General features: G+C 45.5%; 16 protein-coding genes. 4 read left to right on the top strand and 12 right to left on the bottom strand.

Annotation, left to right across the window (positions count from 1 at the left end):
* The first annotated feature begins 173 nt into the window (after nucleotides 1-173).
* Together OH456_RS14155 and OH456_RS14150 are read left to right on the top strand one after the other, a co-directional pair.
* Nucleotides 174-1,247: an efflux RND transporter periplasmic adaptor subunit gene (locus OH456_RS14155; RefSeq protein WP_443088636.1), complete on the top strand. Its 1,074-nt coding sequence runs from the start codon at nucleotides 174-176 to the stop codon at nucleotides 1,245-1,247.
* Nucleotides 1,244-4,300: an efflux RND transporter permease subunit gene (locus OH456_RS14150; protein ID WP_270033691.1), complete on the top strand. Its 3,057-nt coding sequence runs from the start codon at nucleotides 1,244-1,246 to the stop codon at nucleotides 4,298-4,300. The genes OH456_RS14155 and OH456_RS14150 overlap by 4 nt, the downstream gene beginning before the upstream one ends.
* 59 nt (nucleotides 4,301-4,359) lie before the next feature.
* Here the strand turns inward: OH456_RS14150 and gnd are convergent, their stop codons facing one another.
* The 6 genes from gnd to OH456_RS14120 form a co-directional block, all read right to left on the bottom strand.
* Complete coding sequence (gene gnd, locus OH456_RS14145) at nucleotides 4,360-5,808, bottom strand: decarboxylating NADP(+)-dependent phosphogluconate dehydrogenase (protein WP_006073836.1); 1,449 nt, start codon at nucleotides 5,806-5,808, stop codon at nucleotides 4,360-4,362.
* A 95-nt stretch (nucleotides 5,809-5,903) separates the two neighbouring features.
* Nucleotides 5,904-7,406, bottom strand: a complete 1,503-nt coding sequence (zwf, locus tag OH456_RS14140; RefSeq protein WP_088877605.1) for a glucose-6-phosphate dehydrogenase — start codon at nucleotides 7,404-7,406, stop codon at nucleotides 5,904-5,906.
* A 161-nt stretch (nucleotides 7,407-7,567) separates the two neighbouring features.
* Nucleotides 7,568-8,572, bottom strand: a complete 1,005-nt coding sequence (locus tag OH456_RS14135) for a LacI family DNA-binding transcriptional regulator (protein WP_038225819.1) — start codon at nucleotides 8,570-8,572, stop codon at nucleotides 7,568-7,570.
* Nucleotides 8,573-8,762: 190 nt separating this feature from the next.
* Entirely contained in the window at nucleotides 8,763-9,866 is a 1,104-nt protein-coding gene (locus tag OH456_RS14130; protein WP_006073841.1) for a porin, read from the bottom strand.
* Nucleotides 9,867-10,012: 146 nt separating this feature from the next.
* Nucleotides 10,013-11,029, bottom strand: coding sequence for a nuclear transport factor 2 family protein (locus OH456_RS14125; RefSeq protein WP_006073842.1), 1,017 nt, complete (start codon nucleotides 11,027-11,029; stop codon nucleotides 10,013-10,015).
* A gap of 133 nt (nucleotides 11,030-11,162) precedes the next feature.
* Complete coding sequence (locus OH456_RS14120; protein WP_031494084.1) at nucleotides 11,163-12,467, bottom strand: MFS transporter; 1,305 nt, start codon at nucleotides 12,465-12,467, stop codon at nucleotides 11,163-11,165.
* Between the two features lie 337 nt (nucleotides 12,468-12,804).
* Here OH456_RS14120 and OH456_RS14115 point away from each other — a divergent pair, with 337 nt between their 5' ends.
* Together OH456_RS14115 and OH456_RS14110 are read left to right on the top strand one after the other, a co-directional pair.
* Nucleotides 12,805-14,346, top strand: a complete 1,542-nt coding sequence (locus OH456_RS14115) for a sodium:solute symporter family transporter (protein ID WP_038222829.1) — start codon at nucleotides 12,805-12,807, stop codon at nucleotides 14,344-14,346.
* A gap of 14 nt (nucleotides 14,347-14,360) precedes the next feature.
* Nucleotides 14,361-15,731 carry an L-serine ammonia-lyase gene (locus tag OH456_RS14110; protein ID WP_006073665.1) on the top strand — a complete coding sequence of 457 codons (1,371 nt, stop codon included), beginning with the start codon at nucleotides 14,361-14,363 and terminating at the stop codon, nucleotides 15,729-15,731.
* 63 nt (nucleotides 15,732-15,794) lie between these two features.
* On the opposite strand, the gene OH456_RS14105 is transcribed toward OH456_RS14110, so the two are convergent.
* The 6 genes from OH456_RS14105 to OH456_RS14080 form a co-directional block, all read right to left on the bottom strand.
* A complete protein-coding gene (locus tag OH456_RS14105) occupies nucleotides 15,795-17,513 on the bottom strand; it encodes an ABC transporter substrate-binding protein (protein WP_038222822.1) in 1,719 nt (572 codons plus the stop codon).
* A 128-nt stretch (nucleotides 17,514-17,641) separates the two neighbouring features.
* Nucleotides 17,642-17,914, bottom strand: coding sequence for a DUF2160 domain-containing protein (locus OH456_RS14100; RefSeq protein ID WP_006073669.1), 273 nt, complete (start codon nucleotides 17,912-17,914; stop codon nucleotides 17,642-17,644).
* 11 nt (nucleotides 17,915-17,925) lie between these two features.
* Nucleotides 17,926-18,744, bottom strand: a complete 819-nt coding sequence (locus OH456_RS14095) for a carbohydrate ABC transporter permease (protein ID WP_006073671.1) — start codon at nucleotides 18,742-18,744, stop codon at nucleotides 17,926-17,928.
* Nucleotides 18,745-18,756: 12 nt separating this feature from the next.
* On the bottom strand, nucleotides 18,757-19,620 hold the full coding sequence (locus OH456_RS14090; RefSeq protein ID WP_006073672.1) for a carbohydrate ABC transporter permease: 864 nt from the start codon (nucleotides 19,618-19,620) through the stop codon (nucleotides 18,757-18,759).
* Nucleotides 19,620-20,720, bottom strand: a complete 1,101-nt coding sequence (locus OH456_RS14085; RefSeq protein ID WP_006073674.1) for an ABC transporter ATP-binding protein — start codon at nucleotides 20,718-20,720, stop codon at nucleotides 19,620-19,622. The genes OH456_RS14090 and OH456_RS14085 overlap by 1 nt, the downstream gene beginning before the upstream one ends.
* A 6-nt stretch (nucleotides 20,721-20,726) precedes the next feature.
* Entirely contained in the window at nucleotides 20,727-21,815 is a 1,089-nt protein-coding gene (locus OH456_RS14080; RefSeq protein ID WP_006073675.1) for an ABC transporter ATP-binding protein, read from the bottom strand.
* Nucleotides 21,816-22,037: the final 222 nt, after the last annotated feature.

Here is a 22,037-nt window from a genome sequence, read left to right as displayed (position 1 = left end):
ATCAATTATCGCAGGTAAACTTTAAGGTTTACTTTTTAAAAAACCTCAAATAGAATCCAAAAAATAAACCCATGAGTTTACCTCTATATTGATGAACTCTTTTATCTATCTTCTTTTTGGAGCACAACGTGAACGATACGCGCACTGCCACTTTTCGTAATAAGCCAAAAGCAATGGCATGGCTTTTTGGTATCTCTCTAACAGGATTACTTTTAACGGGCTGCAACTCTCAATCAAAAACAGTCGAAACGACGGCTGTCGTTCGCCCTGCTCTTGTTGAATCAGTCTCAGCACACAAAAACGATCATCTGAGTTTTAACGGTGTAGTTCGAGCTGCTGAACGTGCAGATTTATCTTTTCGTATCAACGGTCGACTCACTGACATACTGGTTGAAGAAGGCGATCGAGTTGTACGTGGTCAATTACTCGCAACATTGGATTCAAAAGACGCAGAAATAGCATTAGCTTCTGCCGAATTAGAATTGGATAACTTGGCCGCTGAGTACAAAAGAGCTCTGACTATTTATGAGAAAAGCAACGCCATTTCTAAGAGTAGTCTTGATGAGCTAACGACCCGCTACAACTTGGCACAAAATCGCCGTGATGAAGCGCTTCGTCAGGTGGAATACACCAAAGTTGAAGCTCCTTTTGATGGCGTAATCGGACGCAAATGGGTCGACAACCACATGCAGATCCAGGCGAATGAGGCCATATTTACATTACATGACCTCGACACGATGGAGGTGGTCATTCATATTCCTGACAACGTGATGATGTCAGGACTTAAAAGTACCAAAGCCATCGCTGAAATTACCGCCATCCCCTCACAAGTGTTCGATCTAAGCTTAGGGACCCACGCTACTCAAGCTGACCCTATCAGTCAGAGCTACGCTGTGGTTTTGCGGTTTGATGATTTGAAAGGGTTTCGCTTACTACCGGGTATGACCGCAAAAGTGAGACCCGTTGACGATCACGTTGTCTCAGGAAGCCAATACATTACGCTGCCTGTCACCTCTGTTGTTCCTGATAACCAAGGTAGACAATTCGTGTGGTTGGTGAACGACAATAACCTTATCACTCGTCGTTATGTTCAAGTGGGCGCACTTAGCCAAGATCGATTGGAAATCAGCCAGGGGCTGACAGTGGGTGAGTCAGTGGTCATCGCGGGTGTTTCTAGCTTGCATGAAGGTATGGAAGTACGCCCAGTGCTGTCTGTCGGCAATGGCAGTCAAGAGGTTCAACAATGAACATTGTTCGTTACACCATCGCTAAACGCACCAGTGTTTGGGTGTTAATCGCTCTGACGTTGCTAGGTGGATACATTAGCTACCTAAAGTTAGGTCGCTTTGAAGATCCTGAGTTCATCATTCGTCAGGCGGTGATTAATACTTCCTACCCTGGCGCGACCGCTCAGGAAGTTTCCGACGAAGTTACGGATGTGATTGAAGGTGCAGTACAAACCTTACAGGAACTGAAGGAAGTCAAGTCCGTCTCAAAACAAGGCATGTCTGAAGTGACCGTTGAGATTAAACTTGAGTTCGCTAATAGCAGCGCCGAGCTACAGCAAGTCTGGGACAAACTGAGACGAAAAGTTAGCGACGTACAACGCTTGCTGCCTCCAGGAGCAGGGGCGTCCATGGTTAATGATGACTTCTCAGACGTGTATGCTCTATTCTTTGCAGTCACTGGGGAAGGCTACACCGACAAACAGCTACAAGACTATGTCGATCAACTGCGACGTGAGCTCGTGCTGGTTCCTGGGGTTGCAAAAACCGCAACCTTAGCTGAGCGACAAGAGACCATTTTTGTTGAAGTTTCAGGTGAACGCCTGGCTAAATTTGGCCTCTCTGCCGAGCAAGTGTTTCAAGTACTGCAGAAGCAGAATTTAGTCACTGTTGCCGGAGCTATCGATACGAAAGACATGCGCATCCCAGTGATTCCACGCTCAAACATTCATTCGTTTGATGACTTGCGCAATCTTCAAGTGGGCATTGGGCAAAATAATGCTGTCATGCAACTTGGCGACATCGCAACAGTGACTCGAGGCTATCAAGAACCGTCGAGTATGCTTATGCGCTATAACGGTCAGCGTGCTGTCGGATTTGGTATTTCTAACGTCAATGGCGGCAACGTCGTTGAAATGGGCGACGCGGTTAAAGCAAGGCTACTAGAGCTTGATAGCCAGCGACCGATTGGTATGGAGCTGCACACGATCTCGATGCAGTCTGATTCAGTGCGCGCATCGGTAGCAAACTTCATCGACAACCTTATCGCTGCAGTGGTCATCGTATTTGTCGTGTTGTTGGTCTTCATGGGGCTGCGCTCCGGCGTAATTATCGGCTTTGTCCTATTGCTGACGGTTTCGGGTACGCTTTGCATCATGTTTATCGATGACATTGCCATGCAACGTATCTCTCTCGGAGCGCTGATTATTGCTCTAGGTATGCTTGTCGATAATGCCATTGTGGTTACTGACGGCATCTTGGTACGACTGCAAAACAATCCAGAGCAAGATAAAGAAACGATCGTCTCTGAAGTGGTCGATGCAACAAAATGGCCACTGCTAGGAGGCACTGTCGTTGGTATCTGTGCGTTTAGTGCTATTGGCTTATCTCCTTCAGATATGGGTGAATACGCTGGGTCACTGTTTTGGGTTATCTTGTATTCCATGCTATTGAGTTGGGTATTCGCTGTGACAGTGACGCCAATGCTGTGTTTCGACTTTTTAAAAGCCGAAGCGAGTAAAAAAGGTGCTAAGCCCGGCCGCATTATGACGACCTACAAAGCGGCACTTAATTGGGTACTAAGCCATCGTTGGATGAGTCTTGGTATGTTGCTAGCAATAATGGTGGTAGCGATATATAGCCTCAAATATGTGCCTCCGGGTTTTATGCCGGATTCACAGCGCCCGCAATTTGTTGTCGATGTATATCTACCACAAGGTTCGGATATCTCACGCACAGAACGTGTGGTCGCTAATATTGAACACGATGTGAAAGCGAAAAGCGGTGTGACCAATATCACCAGCTTCATTGGCGGTGGCGGTTTACGCTTTATGTTGACCTACTCCCCTGAGCCACGTAACGGTAGCTATGGGCAGTTATTAATCGATGTTGACGACTATAGAAAAATCGCGCCATTAATTGGTGAGCTGCAAGACGAGCTGTCTGCTAAATACCCAGACGCTTCGATTAAGGTTTGGAAGTTTATGTTGGGCCGCGGGGGCGGTAAGAAAATCGAAGCTGGATTTAAGGGGCCCAATAGTCAGGTACTCCGTTCTTTAGCCGAACAGGCAAAGGCGATTATGCTTGAAGACGGAAACCTCATCGCGATTCAAGACGACTGGCGCCAGCAAGTGCCGGTGTTGAGTCCGATTTATTCAGCAGAAAAAGCGCAACGTTTTGGCTTGACAACTCAAGAAATTAACCAAGCGATTGCTCAGACGCTAAGTGGCCGCAATGTGGGTGTGTACCGTGAAGGGAACGATCTAATTCCTATTGTGGTTCGCTCTCCAGAATCAGAACGTGACCACCAGCGAGCCGTTGAGAATACTGAGGTTTATGCCTCAAACGTAAATGGTTTCATTGCGGTCAGTCAGTTGGTCGATTCGGTGGACTTGGTATGGCAGGATGCGATTTTGCGCCGTATCGATAGAGTACCTACTATTTTGGTTCAAGCGGACCCAGCTCCGGGCGTCTTGACCTCTGATGCGTTCAATCAGATTCGTACAAAAATAGAAACCATCGAATTGCCACCGGGTTATGAGTTGATTTGGTACGGTGAATATAAAGCGTCTAAAGATGCCAATGAAGGTCTTGTCATTTCTGCACCTTACGGGTTTGCTGCGATGATTTTGTCGGTCATATTTATGTTCAACGCGATACGTCAGCCTCTCGTGATTTGGTTAACAGCGCCATTGGCTGTCGTCGGTGTGACCGTTGGCCTGATTGCATTCCAAACTCCGTTTGAGTTTATGGCAATCCTAGGGTTCTTGAGCTTAATAGGTATGATGGTGAAAAATGCGATTGTGTTGGTAGATCAAGCCGATGTGGAGATCTTACAAGGTAAACAGCCTTACCAAGCGATTATTGACGCGGCAACCAGTCGTGCACGACCGGTTCTACTCGGCGCGCTCACTACCATCTTTGGTGTTGCTCCGCTGCTCGTTGATCCTTTCTTCAAGAGTATGGCGGTAACCATCATGTTTGGTTTGCTGTTTGCTACCATCTTAACCTTGGTGGTGATTCCTCTATTCTATGCCCTATTCTTTGGCATTAAACCAGAGCCGACATCACTCTAATTCACACCAAACAAAAAGGCCTCGCTAATTAGCGAGGCCTTTGTCATTTCACAAACGAATTACACGTCGTAAGTCGTTGAAGCCGTGTTACCACCTGTACCAGTCCAGTTTGTGTGGAAGAACTCACCACGTGGACGGTCAGTGCGCTCATAAGTGTGAGCACCAAAGTAGTCACGTTGAGCTTGAAGCAGGTTAGCTGGTAGACGTGCTGTTGTGTAACCGTCTAGGAAAGATAGCGCTGAAATCGTACATGGCATTGGGATGCCCGCTTCTAGAGATTTCGCTGCTACTTTACGCCATGCCGCTAGGCTGCTTTGCAGGATGTTTTTGAAATAATCATCTGAGCCTAGGAATGCGATATCTGGGTTCGCTTCGTAAGCATCACGAATATTACCTAGGAATGCAGAACGGATGATACAACCACCACGCCACATTAATGCTACGTTACCGTAGTTTAGATCCCAACCGTTCTCGTTTGACGCTTCACGCATTAGCATGAAACCTTGAGCGTAAGAAATGATCTTAGATGCAAGTAGTGCTTGGCGCAGTGCATCAACCCACTCTTGCTTATCGCCTTCTACTGGAGTAATAGTCTTGCCGAATAGAGATTCAGCTTCAACACGTTGGTCTTTAAGAGCAGATAGACAACGAGAGAATACAGACTCAGAGATAAGCGTTAGAGGAATACCAAGGTCAAGTGCGTTGATACCTGTCCATTTACCCGTACCTTTTTGGCCAGCAGTATCAAGGATCTTCTCTACTAGTGGCTCACCGTCTTCATCTTTGTAACCAAGAATATCAGCGGTGATTTCTACTAGGTAGCTGTCTAGTTCTGTCTTGTTCCAATCTGCAAATACAGCCTGCATTTCATCTGCAGACATACCTAGACCGTCTTTCATGAACTGGTACGCTTCAGTAATCAACTGCATGTCGCCGTATTCGATGCCGTTGTGAACCATCTTAACGAAGTGACCTGCACCATCGTTACCAACCCAATCACAGCAAGGCTCGCCAGCATCAGTTTTCGCAGAGATACCTTGGAAGATAGGCTTAACTGCTTCCCAAGCTTCAACTGCGCCGCCTGGCATGATTGAAGGTCCGAAACGAGCGCCTTCTTCACCACCAGAAACGCCAGTACCGATAAAGTGGATACCTTTTTCACGTAGCTCAGCAACGCGACGGTTTGTGTCTGGGTAGTTTGTGTTACCGCCATCAATGATGATGTCGCCTTTGTCTAGTAGTGGTACTAGCGCTTCGATGAACTTATCTACAACATCACCAGCACGTACCATTAGCATCACTTTGCGTGGCGTTTCTAGCTTCTCAACGAGTTCTTCTAGCGAGTATGCACCAACAATGTTCGTGCCTTTTGCTGGACCTTCCAGAAACTCGTCAACTTTTGCAGCAGTACGGTTGTGAGCCACTACTTTAAAGCCGTGGTCATTCATGTTTAGGATAAGGTTCTGACCCATTACCGCCAGACCAATTACACCAATATCACCTTTCATTGTTCTCTCCATCAATTCGGCAACTTAACTTGCTGCTTTGAAATCTTTTCGTCGAGCCAAGTTGTGCAGCTCTCCTAGCTCGACATTATTTGTGATTACAGTTCGCAGTAATCGGTATCAGTCAGGTTTTTACATGGGAAGCGCCACGCGCGACCATCATTATGTAGTAGCTGATCTGACTCTTGTGGACCCCAAGTACCACACGCATAACCAAACAGGGATTGCGGATCTTGCTTGTAGTCCAGAATTGGTTGAACAAATTCCCAACATGCCTCAACTGCATCGCTACGTGCGAACAGCGTAGCATCACCATTAAGTGCATCAAGTAATAGACGCTCATAAGCTGTAAGCATCTGTGTCTCTTGCAGTGATGCGTAATGGAAATTCATTTTTACTTCTTTTGCATTGAAACCAGCACCTGGTTCTTTCAAACCAAAGCTCATTTGAATGCCCTCATCCGGTTGAATACGGATGATCAGCTTATTCTCTGGCGCATCTTTACCAAACACTGGGTGCGGCGTTTGTTTAAAGTGAATCACTACCTCTGTCACACGTGTCGGCAATCGTTTACCTGTACGAACATAAAAAGGAACACCGTTCCAACGCCAGTTGTCGATAAACATTTTCAAGCCAACGTAAGTCTCTGTGCGAGAGTCGTCAGCAACACCATGTTCGTTGCGATAGCCTGGTAGGAATTGACCACGTACGTTAGATTCTGTGTACTGCCCGAGTACAAGGTTGTTACGCAGGTCTTCATCAGAAAGAGGACGCAAACACTGCAGCACTTTAACTACTTCGTTACGAATAGCGTCAGCGTTAATTTGAGCTGGAGATTCCATACCGACCATTGCTAACACTTGCAATAAGTGGTTTTGGAACATATCACGTACCGCGCCAGAACCATCATAGTAGCCACCGCGCTCCTCCACACCAAGGAACTCGGCACCTGTGATCTCAACATAGTCGACATACTGGTGATTCCAAAGTGGCTCGAACATGGCATTTGAGAAACGTAAAACCAATAGGTTTTGTACCGTTTCTTTACCCAGATAATGGTCGATACGATAGATTTGATGCTCTTGGAAATGCTCGTGAATTTCTTTGTCCAATTGGCGCGCAGACGCTAGGTCATAACCAAATGGTTTTTCGATGATCAAACGCTTCCAGCCATCAGCTTCATCATTGAGACCGTGAGCAGCAAGACTTGCAGGAATAATGCTATAAAGGCTTGGCGGTGTCGCCAAATAGAAAAGCGTATTACGTTGCTCGAAACCATATTGGTCAGCAACATCATCAAGGCGGGTTGCCAGTTTCGCGTAGTCTTGAGTATCAGAAGTATCAATGGCTTGATAGTGAAGATGATTACAGAAGGCTTCTAGTTTTTCAGGTTCTGTTTTTTCCATCTCCTGAAGGGAGTGTTTTAGCTTTTCTCGGTATGATTCGTCGCTGTATTGAGTGCGGCTTACACCAAGAATTGCGAAAGATTTAGGTAGCTGGTCGCTAGCATACAAATGGTAAAGTGCAGGGATCAACTTACGATAAGTAAGGTCGCCTGAAGCACCAAAAATCACGATGCTGCTGTTTTCAGGTATTACCATCTTTTTTCCTTAGACAATGGGGGCAATTGTTTAGCGGACGCAATGTTAACAGCGTGCTAGAGAAAAAGAAAATAAGTTTTGCCTATCCAAAGGATAGGCAAATTCACTCAAATGATAAGGTCTGACCACGACTATTATAGTCAGTTTAAAGATATTAGAGGTTAGTTAGTGCTATTTCGCTCAATAAAGCGTACTGGAACCATCAAGCGAACCAAACTTGAGTCCTTTTCTTTGATTTGATTTGAAATGATTTTTACTGACTCTCTCGCAAGACGTGTAAAATCTTGGCGGAAGGTCGACAGCTCATAGCTTAGCCAAGTAGCCTGTGGAATATCATCAAAACCAATCACCTGAACATCTTCCGGGATCTTCAAATCAAACTCAAAACGGGCGATGTCCATAAAAGCCATGGCAAGGTTGTCTGTCGCGCAGAACACACCTTGTGGCTTTGCCCCACTCTTCAGCAATGCACGGATCTCTTCTAGAGCGCCACCATAATCGTAGTTGGCTTCAACGACTTTTGGATTCTTACCTGTCAGCGATTTAAACTCATCGCAAAAACCATTGACACGCTCTTGGTTCGTAAAAGTAGGAACTTCACCCGTTAGATAAACGACGTCAGACAACTTGCTATCCGCAAAGCGCTGTGCGGCGATTTGCCCTGCAGAGTAGTTATCACTAATCACATAACTACTCTTAGTTCCCTCGACGACACGGGCGTATTGCACGATAGGAATATTAAACTCTTCACACTCTTCATAAAGCGCTGTGTTGAACGTAGCGGATGCGGCAATGACGCCGTCTACTCGATATTGGAAAATATTAGGAATCGAGTGTTGATTCTCACCATCAACTTGCCACGGTATTAGCACTGCTGAGTAACCAATTTTTTGCAGCTCGCTACTGATGAGCTGCAGCGTTTTCATGTGGATGGGATAATCCGCATCTGGGAAGACTAGACCGATAAGTTTAGACTGATTAGTCGTAAGACTTCGTGCGAACGCATTGGGGCGGTAGTTGAGCGCTTTTGCTGCCTCAAACACCTTTTGTTTGGTCTTCTCTGAAACAGAGCTTCCCTCAACAAAGACGCGAGATACCGTCGATTGTGAGACCCCTGCAAGTTTAGCGACATCTTTTGACGTGACCGTCTGTTTTGGAATATTCATTTATTTTGTTTAATTCATCTAGCCAGTTGCGCTAAATGTAGCATAAATTGGTACGTATGCATAAATAGAAAAGCCTTACATCGTTTAAATGTAAGGCTTTAGTGCTTAGATACCATATAAAATGGGTTGTACCCATCAACCTCCGGCAATTACCTGTTCCCAAATTACTGAAGGTTGCGGGAACAAACCACTAGAAGTAGTAACGAATACCCGCAGAGAATTGGTTATCGCGGTTATCATAGTGGTCTTGAACGTATTGATCATTACCTTGGTCAAACTGGTATTCAGCCCAAAGAAGGAAGGTATTCTTTGTAAAGTGATATTCTAGACCTGGAATGATGGTTTGACGCTCGTAGCCACTACCATTGTCATCTGTGCTAGTCAGATAGTTAACGTTAAGGGTTGGGCGAAGACCATTTTCAAAGTGGTAGTAGGTGTAAAGTTCTGCGCCACGCGAATCATAAAACTCAGCGTTGTCGTTTACTTCCCAGTTTGAGCCTTCGCTGTATGTCGCACCAACATAGAAACCGCCTAGTGAATAGTTCGCACCAAGCAACGCGATACGTTGAATGTCCCCATCATTGATGTTTGACGCATTCTTGATATCAGTAAGTTCATTCTGGTGATAAGCCAAACCAAGCGTTAGACCATTTTCAAAAGAGTAAGAGGTAGAAGCGCCCATACCGTTTTTCAATGTTGCTGTTGCATTGCCAGATAGAGCAACATCGTTACGTGTTGTTTGGTAAGTAAAGCCGTATTTCCAGTCTCCACCCAAGTTGTTGCGATAAGTGATGGAGTTTTCTGCACGACCCGTGCCTGATGCAATACCCCAATCAGCTAGGTTGTAATAACCAGTACCACGTGAACCATAGGTACGACCTAAGTCGGTGTACCAAGCCACATCATAGAAAGTACTCCACTGCTTAGTACCTGCAGCGATTTTACCCCATTTTTCGTGCTCTATACCTGCGTATAGAAGACGACTGTAGATGTCGTTAGCAGTCGAAGAAGAGTTATACCCCCACTCTGCGTGACCAAAGCCTTGCCAACCATTTTCAAGTTGCTTAACGCCTTTAAAACCGAAACGAGAGCTACCGCTGTTGAACTCATCAGTACGAGCTTCATACTCACCAGCGTTGTCATCAAAATTACGTGCCTTGTTTTGGTAGCGAACTTCAAAACGACCATCAATAGTTAAAGAGTCACCATTTTCATTGGTAAAAGTGTGTGCGGCCATTGCAGAGGCAGAAGTAAGTGCAGTTACCACTAGTACACTTAATACAGACTTTTTCATTTGCTTCCTACTTTACAGGCAATAGAAAGCCTCCGTGCCTAACAGCCCGTTAAAAATAATAATCAGGAAAAACGATGCCACACCCTGTGGCATCGGTTGGGAGCAGGCTTGAGGTTGAGAGGACGCTCAAGCCGTATGTATTGCTCTTATAGAGAAGGGTTAAGGATGCTTGAAGTACGCTCGAACACGTCTAGACCTTGCTGTTTTAGCCAGTAAGGTAGGTCGATCAGTACCCAGTTCTCAGATAGCTTGTCGCCGTCACGGTAGTAAACGTCAACGACTTGCATGTCCGCACGAACTTCACCGCCAGTCATACCTAGGAAACCACCGATTGGCGTGTTTGATAGGTTTGGCCAACCGAAGAAGCAAGAGAAACTGCCTTCTGCGAAACGACATACGTGGCCGTTAAACTTCTTGTCTTTTAGGTTGTTACGGAACGGCAGTTGGTGCTGCTGTTGGTAACGAGGAATTGTGTAAGACGCGCCGATACCACATGGACCGTACCAGATCATATCTTCAGACCAGCTCTTCGCTAGTACTTCTGGTGGGCACCCCATAGCACCGCTGTCGTTAAGTGCCGATAAATCGTCAACCATCTTGTTCACTAGTGCTAGTGTTGCAACTCCCTCTTCTGGCGCAGCGTCTTCGAATAGAAGACCGTCATGGTTACGTGGACCTGGGTAAGTAAAGTGCTTGCCAGTTGATGGTGGAAGTGGGTAGCAACCCGCTTGATCCATTACACCTAGTAGGTCTAGGAAAAGACCTGTTTTAGTAATTTTACCGTTCTCTACGCAGTTGAATTCAGCGTAACGGATGTTCATGATTTTGCCTGTTGGACGCATACCTAGGTATTCAGCATCGAATAGACCCATGAAGTGACCCATGCTCATAACCCAGATTTCACCTGACGTTACTTCGTTCTCACCGCCGATAAAAATATCTTGGCGACGTTGCATGCGAGTCATAGATTTCATCAAAGGAGCCCAGAAAACTTCTGCAGCAGCTTCCGCACCTTCTTGCTCACGGAATGGGTAAACACCACGCCATAGGTAATCTTTTGAAGTGTGAGCTTTTAGTACTTCAGCAACGTTTTCGTGCGTTGCGTTTTCCATTGCGTCGAAGTAATCACGTACAACGCGTTTTGCTTCTTGATATTTAGACATAATCATCTCTCTTATTAATGATGAGTCATTGTTGGAACAGGACTCGTAATTAAGTTAGGTCGTCGACAGGTATCTTCAGATACCGGAGAGAATTTACCCGTCGACTAAATTCGTTAAAGACTAGGCTCTTTGATTAAGCGCTCGCTTTTTCTACTTTCTTCTCTTTATGGAACACGCCGCCTTTTAATGTCTCAGGCAATGTTAGCCATAGAAGACCTGCGATGATCCATACGATTGGTGAACCCCACATTGCCGTTTGAAGGTCGGTACGCTCTTGGATAAAGATAAGTACCATTGGTGCCCACATACCTAGGATACGACCGCCGTGGAACAATGCTGCACCGTAGCTGCGAAGGTGTGCTGGGAATAGCTCTGAGAAGTAACCACCCCATACTGCTGATGAAGACAGACCGAAGTTATAAATCAAGCCAAGAATAGCAAGCATGTTCAGGCCGCCAATGACCTTGTCACCCGGTGCGATGAAGAAGATTGACACCATGATACCGGCTAGGATAAAACCAAATGCGTTCACCTTACGACCGTACTTATCTGCTGCCCAACCCCAGAACCAAGCACCGAATAGCGAGCCAAATGCTGAGATAGAGAAGATAAGACCGATTGTTGCACCATCAAACATGCGCACTTCACGTAGATAAGTCGTTACGAAACCACCAAAGAATTGGAAACCGTAGAAGTTTAGGCCGGCAAGTAGCAAACAGGTAATTGTGATAGTGCGGTAAGGCTTACTTAGCATCTCGCCCCAAGAACCTTTCTTCGCTGTCACGTTAGAGTCTGCTGAAGCCTCAGCCTTCGCTTGCTCTTCTTCACCATAAGCAATCACTTTCTTATCACTTGGTAGAACGAAGATCATTAACACAGCTGCCGCTAGTGGTGGCACACCGCCAACCCACATGAGGCTTTGCCATGGAGCATCGATGCTTGTGATAAATGCCGCATACGCACCCATTACCATCAAAGCGACAGAGAACATAGAAGATGCAAAGGCAGTCAACTTACCGCGCACTGTTGGAGTGAATAGACCAATCATCAATGAAACAGCAACCGTGAAGTAGCCACCCAACGATAGACCGATGATGAAACGCATTGCAGCCCATGTTGCGTAGTCGGTAAACATCATATTGATGATGGTTGCGCCACCGTTTAGTGCCGTAATAGCAATCAAGGTGTTCTTTTTACCAAACTTGGTTGCGAACCAAGCACAGCTTAATGCACCAATCAGGGCACCAACTGACTGCCATGTATAGAACTGAGCCGTATCCGACAAGCTAATTCCGTCGTACGCTTCAACGATATAGGGGCGTACGTAGTCAATAATTACAAAGTTATAACAGTAAAAGAAGTAACCAACCAAGATAGCTAAGTAGGCAGCCACCCTTTGGATCATTGGAACTTCGCTCATGTGTTTTTTAGCGGTCATAGCCGTTAAACCCTTATTTTAATTAGGTATAGTATTTTTAATGGCGAGCACAGTGTTTCTAAACTTTATTTGACTGCCCCCGTTCTGCGAGATGAATCTTACTTTTTTTGTGGTTTAAAGATCCGTGATCCATATCAAAAACCAATGAATACGCACCCATTATGCAAATTTTGGTGACAACGATCACGCAAACGTGCAAAATTCGCCACTTCGATGTATTTATAGTCAATTTAGTCGATAAATCTCACATTTATTGACTCAGAACTGTATCATTCGCCTACAATGACGATAGAATCCACTCGAATTTGAAGCAAAATATGTTTTGGAACAATCAATAATGGTTACGTACTCAAGCCTCGTTGTAATCGCCCTATACATTACAGCAACCATATTTATCAGCTACTTAGTAAATAAGAAGCTGAAAACGGGTGGAGACTTTTCGACAGGTGGACGTCAATTCGGTTGGTTTACTGCGGGAGTTTCCATTCTCGCGACTTATATAAGTGCAATGACCTTCATTGGAATGCCAGGTTGGGTCTATGGAACAGGGATGGAAGCGATGGCGATCCACCTCAACTACCCTTTGGTGATCTTTTTTACCGTGGTGTTTTTCGTTCCTATCTTCTACAAGCTCAAACTGACTTCTATCTATGAGTATCTAGAAATGCGTTTTGGTATCTATGCCAGAACCATCAACTCAATCGTTTTTCTTGTGGTGCAATGTATCTCTGCAGGTGTGATTTTGTATGCGGTGTCATTGATTTTGGTCCAGGTTTTACCCATCACCATTACCCAAGCGATTTTGTGTATAAGCGTATTTACCGCTATCTACACCTATGCGGGCGGTATCTCGACGGTCATATGGACAGACATGCTTCAGTCGCTGATCCTAGTTATTGGTACTATCGCTATTTTCTTTATTTTAATTTTCGACATAGATAGCGGCGTGAAATCGACACCTGAGATGCTCAACGTCATTAACCTGAGTATGGATCCAAGTGTCGATACTACACTTTGGGCAGGGCTAGTCGCGGTTGCCTTTCTACATCTCAGCGTCTACGGCACCAATCAACTGATAATCCAGCGCACTCTTGCAACCAAGTGCATTAATTCAGCCCAAAAGTCGATGCTGCTTTGCGGTTACGGGGCGTTTTTTATCTATCTACTGTTCTCCATTTTAGGTGTGCTTCTTAACTTGTTCTACGATGGTCAAGTATTTGATAACCAAAATGAAGTCATCTTAGATTTTGTGTTCAACCACACCAATCCAATTATTATCGGTTTGATCATTTCAGCATTAGCAGCTGCAGCGATGTCGACACTGGATTCAACCTACAACTCAATGGCAACCGTAGCGACATTTGATATTTATAAGCGCTTTATTAAAACCGATGCTGAAGATGCTCATTATGAAAGTACCGCGAGAAAGATGAGTTTAGTTGCAGCAGCTTCGGTGGTCGTACCGGCAATTTTGGCGGTATCCAACGAATCCGTATTAAAGACGATCGCTAGTCTGACCTCAATTTTTGTAGGTATTCGTCTAGGCTCTTTTGTGTTAGGAATAGCGTCTAAGAAAGCCAACGAAAAAGGCATTATTCTCGGAAGTATTGTTAGCATGGTTGTAGTGTTTGCTGCTAAAGGAATGAACATCGCGTGGCCGTGGTTTGCACCAATAGGGACATTGGTATTTTTGGTCGTAGGATTGACCGCTAGCTATAAATGGGGCGAAGTAACGCCCGAGCAGCTAGACTTTATTCATAAACAGAAGCACTTGATCGCTAAACCGAAAGCCAGTCATTACGGGCTATTTGCCTTCGCTGCGTTCACAGTGGTCATTTGTATATATATCCCCGACTGGCTTGGTTCAGTACTGCTGTAATAAGGTAATAGGTTATGTTGTCCATCTTCGACATTTATAAGGTTGGCGTCGGCCCATCTAGTTCTCACACTAATGGTCCAATGATTGCTGGCTATCAGTTCACTAAGTTGATCGCAGACTCACTAGAAAATGTGGTTCGAGTTCAAGTTGATTTATACGGCTCACTCTCACTGACAGGCATCGGTCACCACACTGATCGTGCCACTATTTTAGGCTTATTGGGCAACAAACCTGACACTATTAAGATTTCGAGCGCAAATCAAGCGATGAGAAATGCTATCGAAGATGGTGTGTTACCTCTCTCAGGCACTCACCATATTCCGTTTAACTACGAAACAGACATGCTGTTTCATGAAGACAATCTGCCTTTACACGAAAACGGCATGACCATTTCTGCATTCGATAAACAAGGTGAACGCATTGGCTTTGAGACTTACTATTCCATCGGCGGTGGCTTTATTGCCACAGAATATGAATTGCAAAACGGTAAAGACGAAGAAGACGTCAGTGTCGAATTCCCGTTTAGCAGCGCTGACGAAATGTTAGAGCTAGCAGAAGAACACGGTATGAGCCTCGGTGGTATGGTACTTCGCAATGAATTGGCGTTCAAAGATCTTGAAGAAATCAATGATAAAGCCGAGCAGATTTGGCGAGTCATGTTACGTTGTATGGAGCGCGGTTTTGAAACTGAAGGTATCTTGGATGGCGGTCTAAACGTCACCCGTCGTGCTCCTAATCTACTGAAAAAGCTGGAAGCAAATGCCGCCATCGAAAATGATCCGATGGAAATTATGGATTGGATCAACTTGTTTGCCTTTGCCGTAAGTGAAGAGAATGCTGCGGGCGGTCAAGTGGTCACCTCTCCAACAAACGGAGCTGCGGGCGTTATTCCAGCCGTATTAATGTACTACCATCGTTTTATTAAAGAGCTTGATACCAAACAGCTCAAAGACTTTTTAGCGGTTTCCGGAGCCATCGGTATCCTCTACAAAACCAACGCCTCCATTTCCGGTGCTGAAGTGGGCTGTCAAGGTGAGGTAGGCGTATCATCATCCATGGCAGCGGCTGGCCTAACCGCACTACGAGGTGGTAGTAACGAGCAAATGTGTATCGCGGCAGAGATTGCCATGGAGCACTCACTCGGTATGACCTGCGACCCTATCGGCGGTTTGGTTCAAGTCCCTTGTATCGAACGCAATGCCATGGGTGCAATGAAGGCAATCAATGCTTCGCGCATGGCGCTTAAGCGAACCAGTAAGTGTCTCATCTCTTTAGATAAAGTCATCGATACTATGTATCAGACAGGCAAAGATATGAATAAGAAGTACCGTGAAACCTCGCAAGGTGGATTGGCGCTAATTCATTTGGCTCCGCCTTGTGAATAAATGTGCAAGTAAACAAATAAAGGCGACCAGAGGTCGCCTTTTTTGATGAACAACTTAACGATATTACTGCGCGATTAAGTCTTTGTAAGCGATAGTCTTGCCTTGAGGTTTCTCATTAGCGAGCTTAGCTTTAGGTGCTCCTGGTTGTGATAACCAATATTCTGGATCCTTCTTAGGATTCAGTTTTGGACCACAATCACCCTGAGCACCACTTCTTTCTAGACGCTTAAGCACTTTGTCTTGAGCTGCTGCTAGGCCGTCCAGAGCTTCTTGTGGTGTTTTTTCTCCACTTGCCGCTTCAGAAACATATTGCCACCATAGCTGTGCAAGTTTTGGATAGTCTGGCACGTTGGTACCAGTTGGGGTCCACTGTTTACGTGCATCACTGCGGTAGAACTCAACCAAACCACCCAGCTTAGGAGCAGCATCTGTCATCGCTTGAGAGTTAATGTCTGACTCACGAATTGGCGTCAAACCAACCAGTGTTTTCTTCAAGCTCACAGACTTAGACACGACAAACTGAGCATACAACCAAGCGGCTTGACGACGATCCACTGGCGTACTGTTTAGGAATGTCCACGAGCCCGCATCTTGATAACCAAGCTTCATGCCATCTTCCCAGTATGGGCCACGAGGTGATGGAGCCATACGCCATTTCGGTGTGCCATCTTCATTAACCACAGGTAGCCCTGGCTTGGTCATGTCAGCAGTAAACGCGGTATACCAAAAGATCTGCTGCGCGATAGAACCTTGTGCGGGAACCGGACCTGCTTCGCCAAACGTCATCCCTTGAGCTTCAGGTGGCGCATATTGTTTTAGCCAATCCACATACTTGGTGGTCGCATACACCGCCGCTGGACCATTTGTCGCACCGCCGCGAGCTACATCGGAACCGACAGGGCTACAGCCTTCTACACGAATCCCCCACTCATCAACTGGTAAACCATTAGGAATCCCTTTATCACCCGCACCAGCCATGGAGAACCACGAGTCAGTGAAACGCCAACCTAGTGATGGGTCTTTTTTGCCGTAGTCCATATGACCGTAGACACGTTCGCCATCGATCATTTTCACCTTCTCACTAAAGAATTCTGCAATGTCTTCGTATGCAGACCAGTTAAGTGGCACTCCTAGCTCGTAACCGTATTCCTTCTTAAACTTGGCTTTAAGATCGTCGCGCTCAAACCAGTCTGCACGGAACCAATATAGGTTCGCAAACTGCTGATCTGGCAGCTGGTAAATCTTACCGTCAGGACCTGTGGTGAAATCCAAGCCAATGAAGTCGGGAAGATCCAAATATGGGTTAGTCACACTCTTACCGTCACCTTCAATAAAGTCAGAGATTGGTACCACTTTTCCGTATCGAATGTGGGTACCGATCAAGTCTGAGTCATTGATATAGCCATCATAGATATTGCGACCTGTCTGCATTTGCGTTTGCAGCTTTTCTACCACGTCACCTTCTTGAATCAAATCGTGATTCACTTTGATGCCGGTTATCTCATAGAACGCTTTAGCAAGAACTTTTGCTTCATATTCGTGGGTAGTGATGGTTTCCGAAGCAACGTTGATTTCCATGCCTTTGAAAGGTTTGGCAGCATCAATAAACCACTGCATCTCTTTCGCTTGCTCATCAGCGGTCAACGTCGTCGGAGTGAACTCTTCACTCATCCACTTTTTAGCCGCGTCCATATCGGCAAACGCGTTTGGCGAGAGTGCTGCGAATGCAATAGATAAAGCAACGCAGCGGGTAAGATAAGACTTCTTCATATCCTTTTTCATTATTGTTTTACTCCAATTATGAGTGTTTTGTTTCGTACGTTATTAGTCACACCTAAGCGAGCCCTATGGCATTGAAGCCAAATACAACATGTTGAGCATGGTTAGGCACTTATCGGTGAAAGTTGTTATTACCCCCATTTTAAAACGGTCAAAATCCAAACCGTGGAAATCGCAAACGGCACCCAAATAGAGAGCTCCGTTAGTCCCACAAACCCAAGGTGTATATAGGCTGAACTCAGCAAGCCAATAAACAGTCGGTCTCCCCGTGTTGTACTGATTGGGAGAAACCCTTTGCGCTCAATACATGGCGCTTTAATTTCAGCAATGGTCATCGTTAACAAAATCAGTGCGATGCCAATAAAAAACAGTGCAGACGGAGTCGTCCATGCCATCCAAGCCATAATGTGTCTCCTTAAACTCGACCCAGTGCAAAACCTTTCGCAACGTGGTTGCGAACAAACCAAATGACAAGAATGCCCGGTACGATAGTCAGTACCCCAGCCGCAGCTAACACGCCCCAATCTATTCCCGAGGCACTGACGGTTCGCGTCATCACCGCAGAAATAGGCTTAGCATCAACTGATGTAAGTGTTCGAGCAAGCAGCAACTCAACCCAGCTGAACATGAAGCAGAAGAACGCCGTCACACCAATACCTGAGCGGATCATTGGCAGAAATATCTTCATAAAGAACTTTGGAAAGCTGTAACCATCGATATAGGCGGTTTCATCGATTTCCCTTGGAACACCTGACATAAAGCCTTCAAGGATCCATACCGCCAACGGTACGTTAAACAAGCAGTGAGCAAGCGCGACCGCAATATGGGTGTCGAACAGGCCTACTGATGAATACAACTGGAAGAACGGCAACAGAAACACTGCAGGCGGTGACATTCGGTTGGTCAGCAGCCAGAAAAACAAGTGTTTATCGCCGACAAATTTGTAGCGTGAAAAGGCGTACGCTGCAGGCAGTGCCACTGCTAACGTAATACACATATTCATGACCACATAGATGATGGAATTGACGTATCCCATATACCAACTTGGGTCGGAGAAAATGGTCTGATAGTTCTTAAATGTCCAGTTCTCGGGCCAGAAGCTTAGGCTTCCCAATATCTCTTGGTTTTCTTTAAACGACATATTGAGCAACCAATAAATCGGCAACATCAAGCAGATGATATAAAGTGCTAAGCCTACAATTTGGGTATAGCGTGTGTATTTTGACTTCGTCATGGTTAAATCCCTTTATTTATTCTCACCGTGCGTCATCGCGGTATAGAACACCCAACTGACGAGTAATATGATCAAGAAGTAAATGATGGAGAAAGCCGCAGCAGGACCAATATCAAATTGTCCGATGGCCATCTTGGTTAAGGTTTGGCTTAAGAACGTGGTTGAGTTACCTGGCCCCCCTCCCGTAAGCACAAAGGGTTCGGTGTAAATCATAAAGCTGTCCATGAAGCGCACTAACACGCCAATCAATAACACACTCTTCAACTTTGGAAGCTGAATGTAACGGATGATTGACCATGTAGAGGCGCGATCAATATTGGCCGCTTGATAGTAGGCATCCGGAATAGCGCGCAGACCTGAATAACACAGCAAGGCGATGAGTGACGTCCAGTGCCATACATCCATCAGAATCACAGTCAACCAAGCATCGACCGGATTACCTGCATAGTTATAATCAACGCCAAGCCCGTTTAGAGCCCAACCAAATAAGCCAATGTCCGCACGACCAAAGATCTGCCAGATAGTACCCACGACGTTAAGTGGGATAAGCAATGGAATAGCCAATACGATTAGGCAAAACACCGACCACTTGCCTTTGGTTGGCATGGTGAGTGCCACAATAATCCCAAGGGGAACTTCAATCATCAGCACCGTAAACGTAAATCCAAACTGACGCAGCAACGCTCCGTGTAGTCGTTCATCATTTAACGTTTCTCGATACCACTCCGTTCCAACGAAGTAGGCGGTATTAGCGTCAAAGATATCTTGTAGCGAGTAGTTCACTACCGTCATCAATGGCACGATGGCACTGAAGGCCACCAAGGCGAAAACCGGAAGAACTAGAAACCATGCCTTGTTGTTGACTGCCTTGTCCATTAGTGGCCTCCTACATTAACTAAGAATTCATCGACATAGAGCATTGTCCATTGCTCTGGAAAGCTGATGTACGCGACACTTTTCGGTACATGTTGGTCTTCTTGAAGGCGTGCTTTGATGTGCTGTTCACCCAGCTTTAAAGTAAGAATTTTGTAAGTACCCAAATCTTCAACATGCAATACCTGCGCTTTTAAAGCAGAAGGGTTCTCTTTCTCCCATACATGAACAAATTCCGGTCTTATTCCAATCTTGATATTGTTACTCGATGCCTTTGCAATAGCGTCTCGATAACTTGACGACAACGGCACATCGACATCATCAAATCGCACTCCAACCTCAGTTGGTGTCACTTCCATTAGATTCATTCCAGGACTGCCAATGAAGTAACCGACAAAGGTGTGATTTGGGGTTTCGAATAGCTCTCTTGGTGTACCGAATTGCACAATTTGCCCGTTGTACATAACCGCAATTTCATCTGCGAACGTCGACGCTTCCAGTTGGTCATGGGTCACATAAATCATGGTGATATTGAACTGTTGGTGGATCTGCTTAAGCTTGCGTCTTAGTTTCCACTTCAGCTGCGGGTCGATAACCGTTAGTGGTTCGTCAAATAGAATCGCCGAGACATCATCACGAACCAGCCCTCTTCCCATCGACACCTTTTGCTTTTCATCCGCAGTAAGGTGTTTTGCTTTTTTGTTCAGCACGGCGGTCAGCTCGAGAATTTCGGCAATTTCCGTCACTTTAGAATGAATTTTAGCTTTGTGTACCTTCATATTTCGCAGCGGAAACGCTAAGTTGTCGTACACCGTCATAGTGTCGTATATCACCGGAAACTGGAAAACCTGAGCAATATTTCTATCCTGAGGGCGCAGTTCATTCACTTTCATGTCATCGAAAAGCACTTCACCTTGCGAAGGACTCATGAGCCCAGAAATAATGTTGAGTAGTGTCGATTTTCCGCAGCCCGATGGACCTAATAACGCGTATGCTCCACCTTGTTTCCAAACGTGGTTCATTTCTTTAATGGCATACAGCGACGACTCGCTTGGCTGTTTGTCATAAGTATGAGCCAGTGAATTGAGTGTAATTTGGACCATGACTGACTAACCTCTCACATCATTAATCGGAGCATGAATCAGTTTTTCGTCCATACCGAATACATAGAATTTGTGGATTGGAATGTAGATTTTGATGGTTTCGTCCACTTCATAGCTGTGAACGCCAGCCAAGTGAAGCACCAACTCAAAATGCGCATTACGAACATGAAGAAATGTCTCTGAGCCACTAATTTCGGCGACTTCCACTTGAACCGTCAGTTCAACATCGTCGTCGTTTTTCGGTAACAAGCTAAGATGACTAGGTCGAATACCAAACTTGTAGCTACCCTTTTCAAGCTTGCTTAACGACTGGTTAAGCGGGAAGTGAGCACTTTGATCAAAGGTGACTTCACTTTCAGTAACGTCACCTTTTAATAAGTTAATAGGAGGCTCACTAAACAGAGTGGCTGAGGTCACGCAATCTGGTGTGTGATACACCTCTGCGGTCGGGCCTGACTGAATGACCTTTCCTTCATGGAGAATGGTTGTCGTTCCGCCAAGGGCTAGCGCTTCGTTAGGCTCTGTAGTGGCGTAGATAGCGATCGTGTGACGTGTTTTGAACAACTCACGCATTTCCTGACGCAGTTCCTCGCGAAGCTTGTAGTCTAAGTTCACGAGAGGCTCGTCGAACAAAATAATTTCAGCATCTTTGACTAGTGCTCTTGCCATTGCGGTTCTTTGCTGCTGACCACCAGAGAGCTCTAATGGGTGCTTTTTTAGATGTTCAGTAATGCGAAGCATGTCTGCTGTTGCGTGCACACGCTCGATGATTTCTTTTTCAGGTGTACCAGCAAGTCGCAGTGGAGAAGCGACGTTTTCAAATACCGTTAGATTGGGATAATTGATAAATTGCTGGTAAACCATCGAGATGTTTCGCTCTCTTACCGAAACCCCTGTTACATCAACGCCGTTAACCAGAATTCGTCCTGATGTAGGTTTATCCAAACCTGCTATCAATCTCATCAATGAGGTTTTACCTGCGAGTGTTCGCCCAAGCAAAACGTTAAACGATCCTGCTTCAAAGGTGAGGTTCACGTCGGATATGTGATGCTCGCCGTCGACTACTTTGCTTACCTGCTCAAGTGTTAATGACACTAAAAACTCCTTTCATCTCGAACAATGTCGTTTTCGATATTGCTCATGATTGCTAGAGTCATGCCAACTTGCGAAAATTGTAACAATTTAATTACAATGCATGCGATAAACTATTGAATGAGCATAGTTTTAAACGCTAAACCCATATAAAGAAAGCACTTATCCTACAAAAACGTTTTATGATCCAAGTAACATTTGTTAACTAAATGTGTTCAAACTGTT

Origin of the sequence: Vibrio sp. La 4.2.2, assembly GCF_027586995.1 — a bacterium.
Taxonomy (GTDB): Bacteria; Pseudomonadota; Gammaproteobacteria; order Enterobacterales; family Vibrionaceae; genus Vibrio; species Vibrio mediterranei.
Note: the sequence above shows the minus strand (reverse complement) of the source record. Positions and strands in the feature narration are given on the sequence as shown.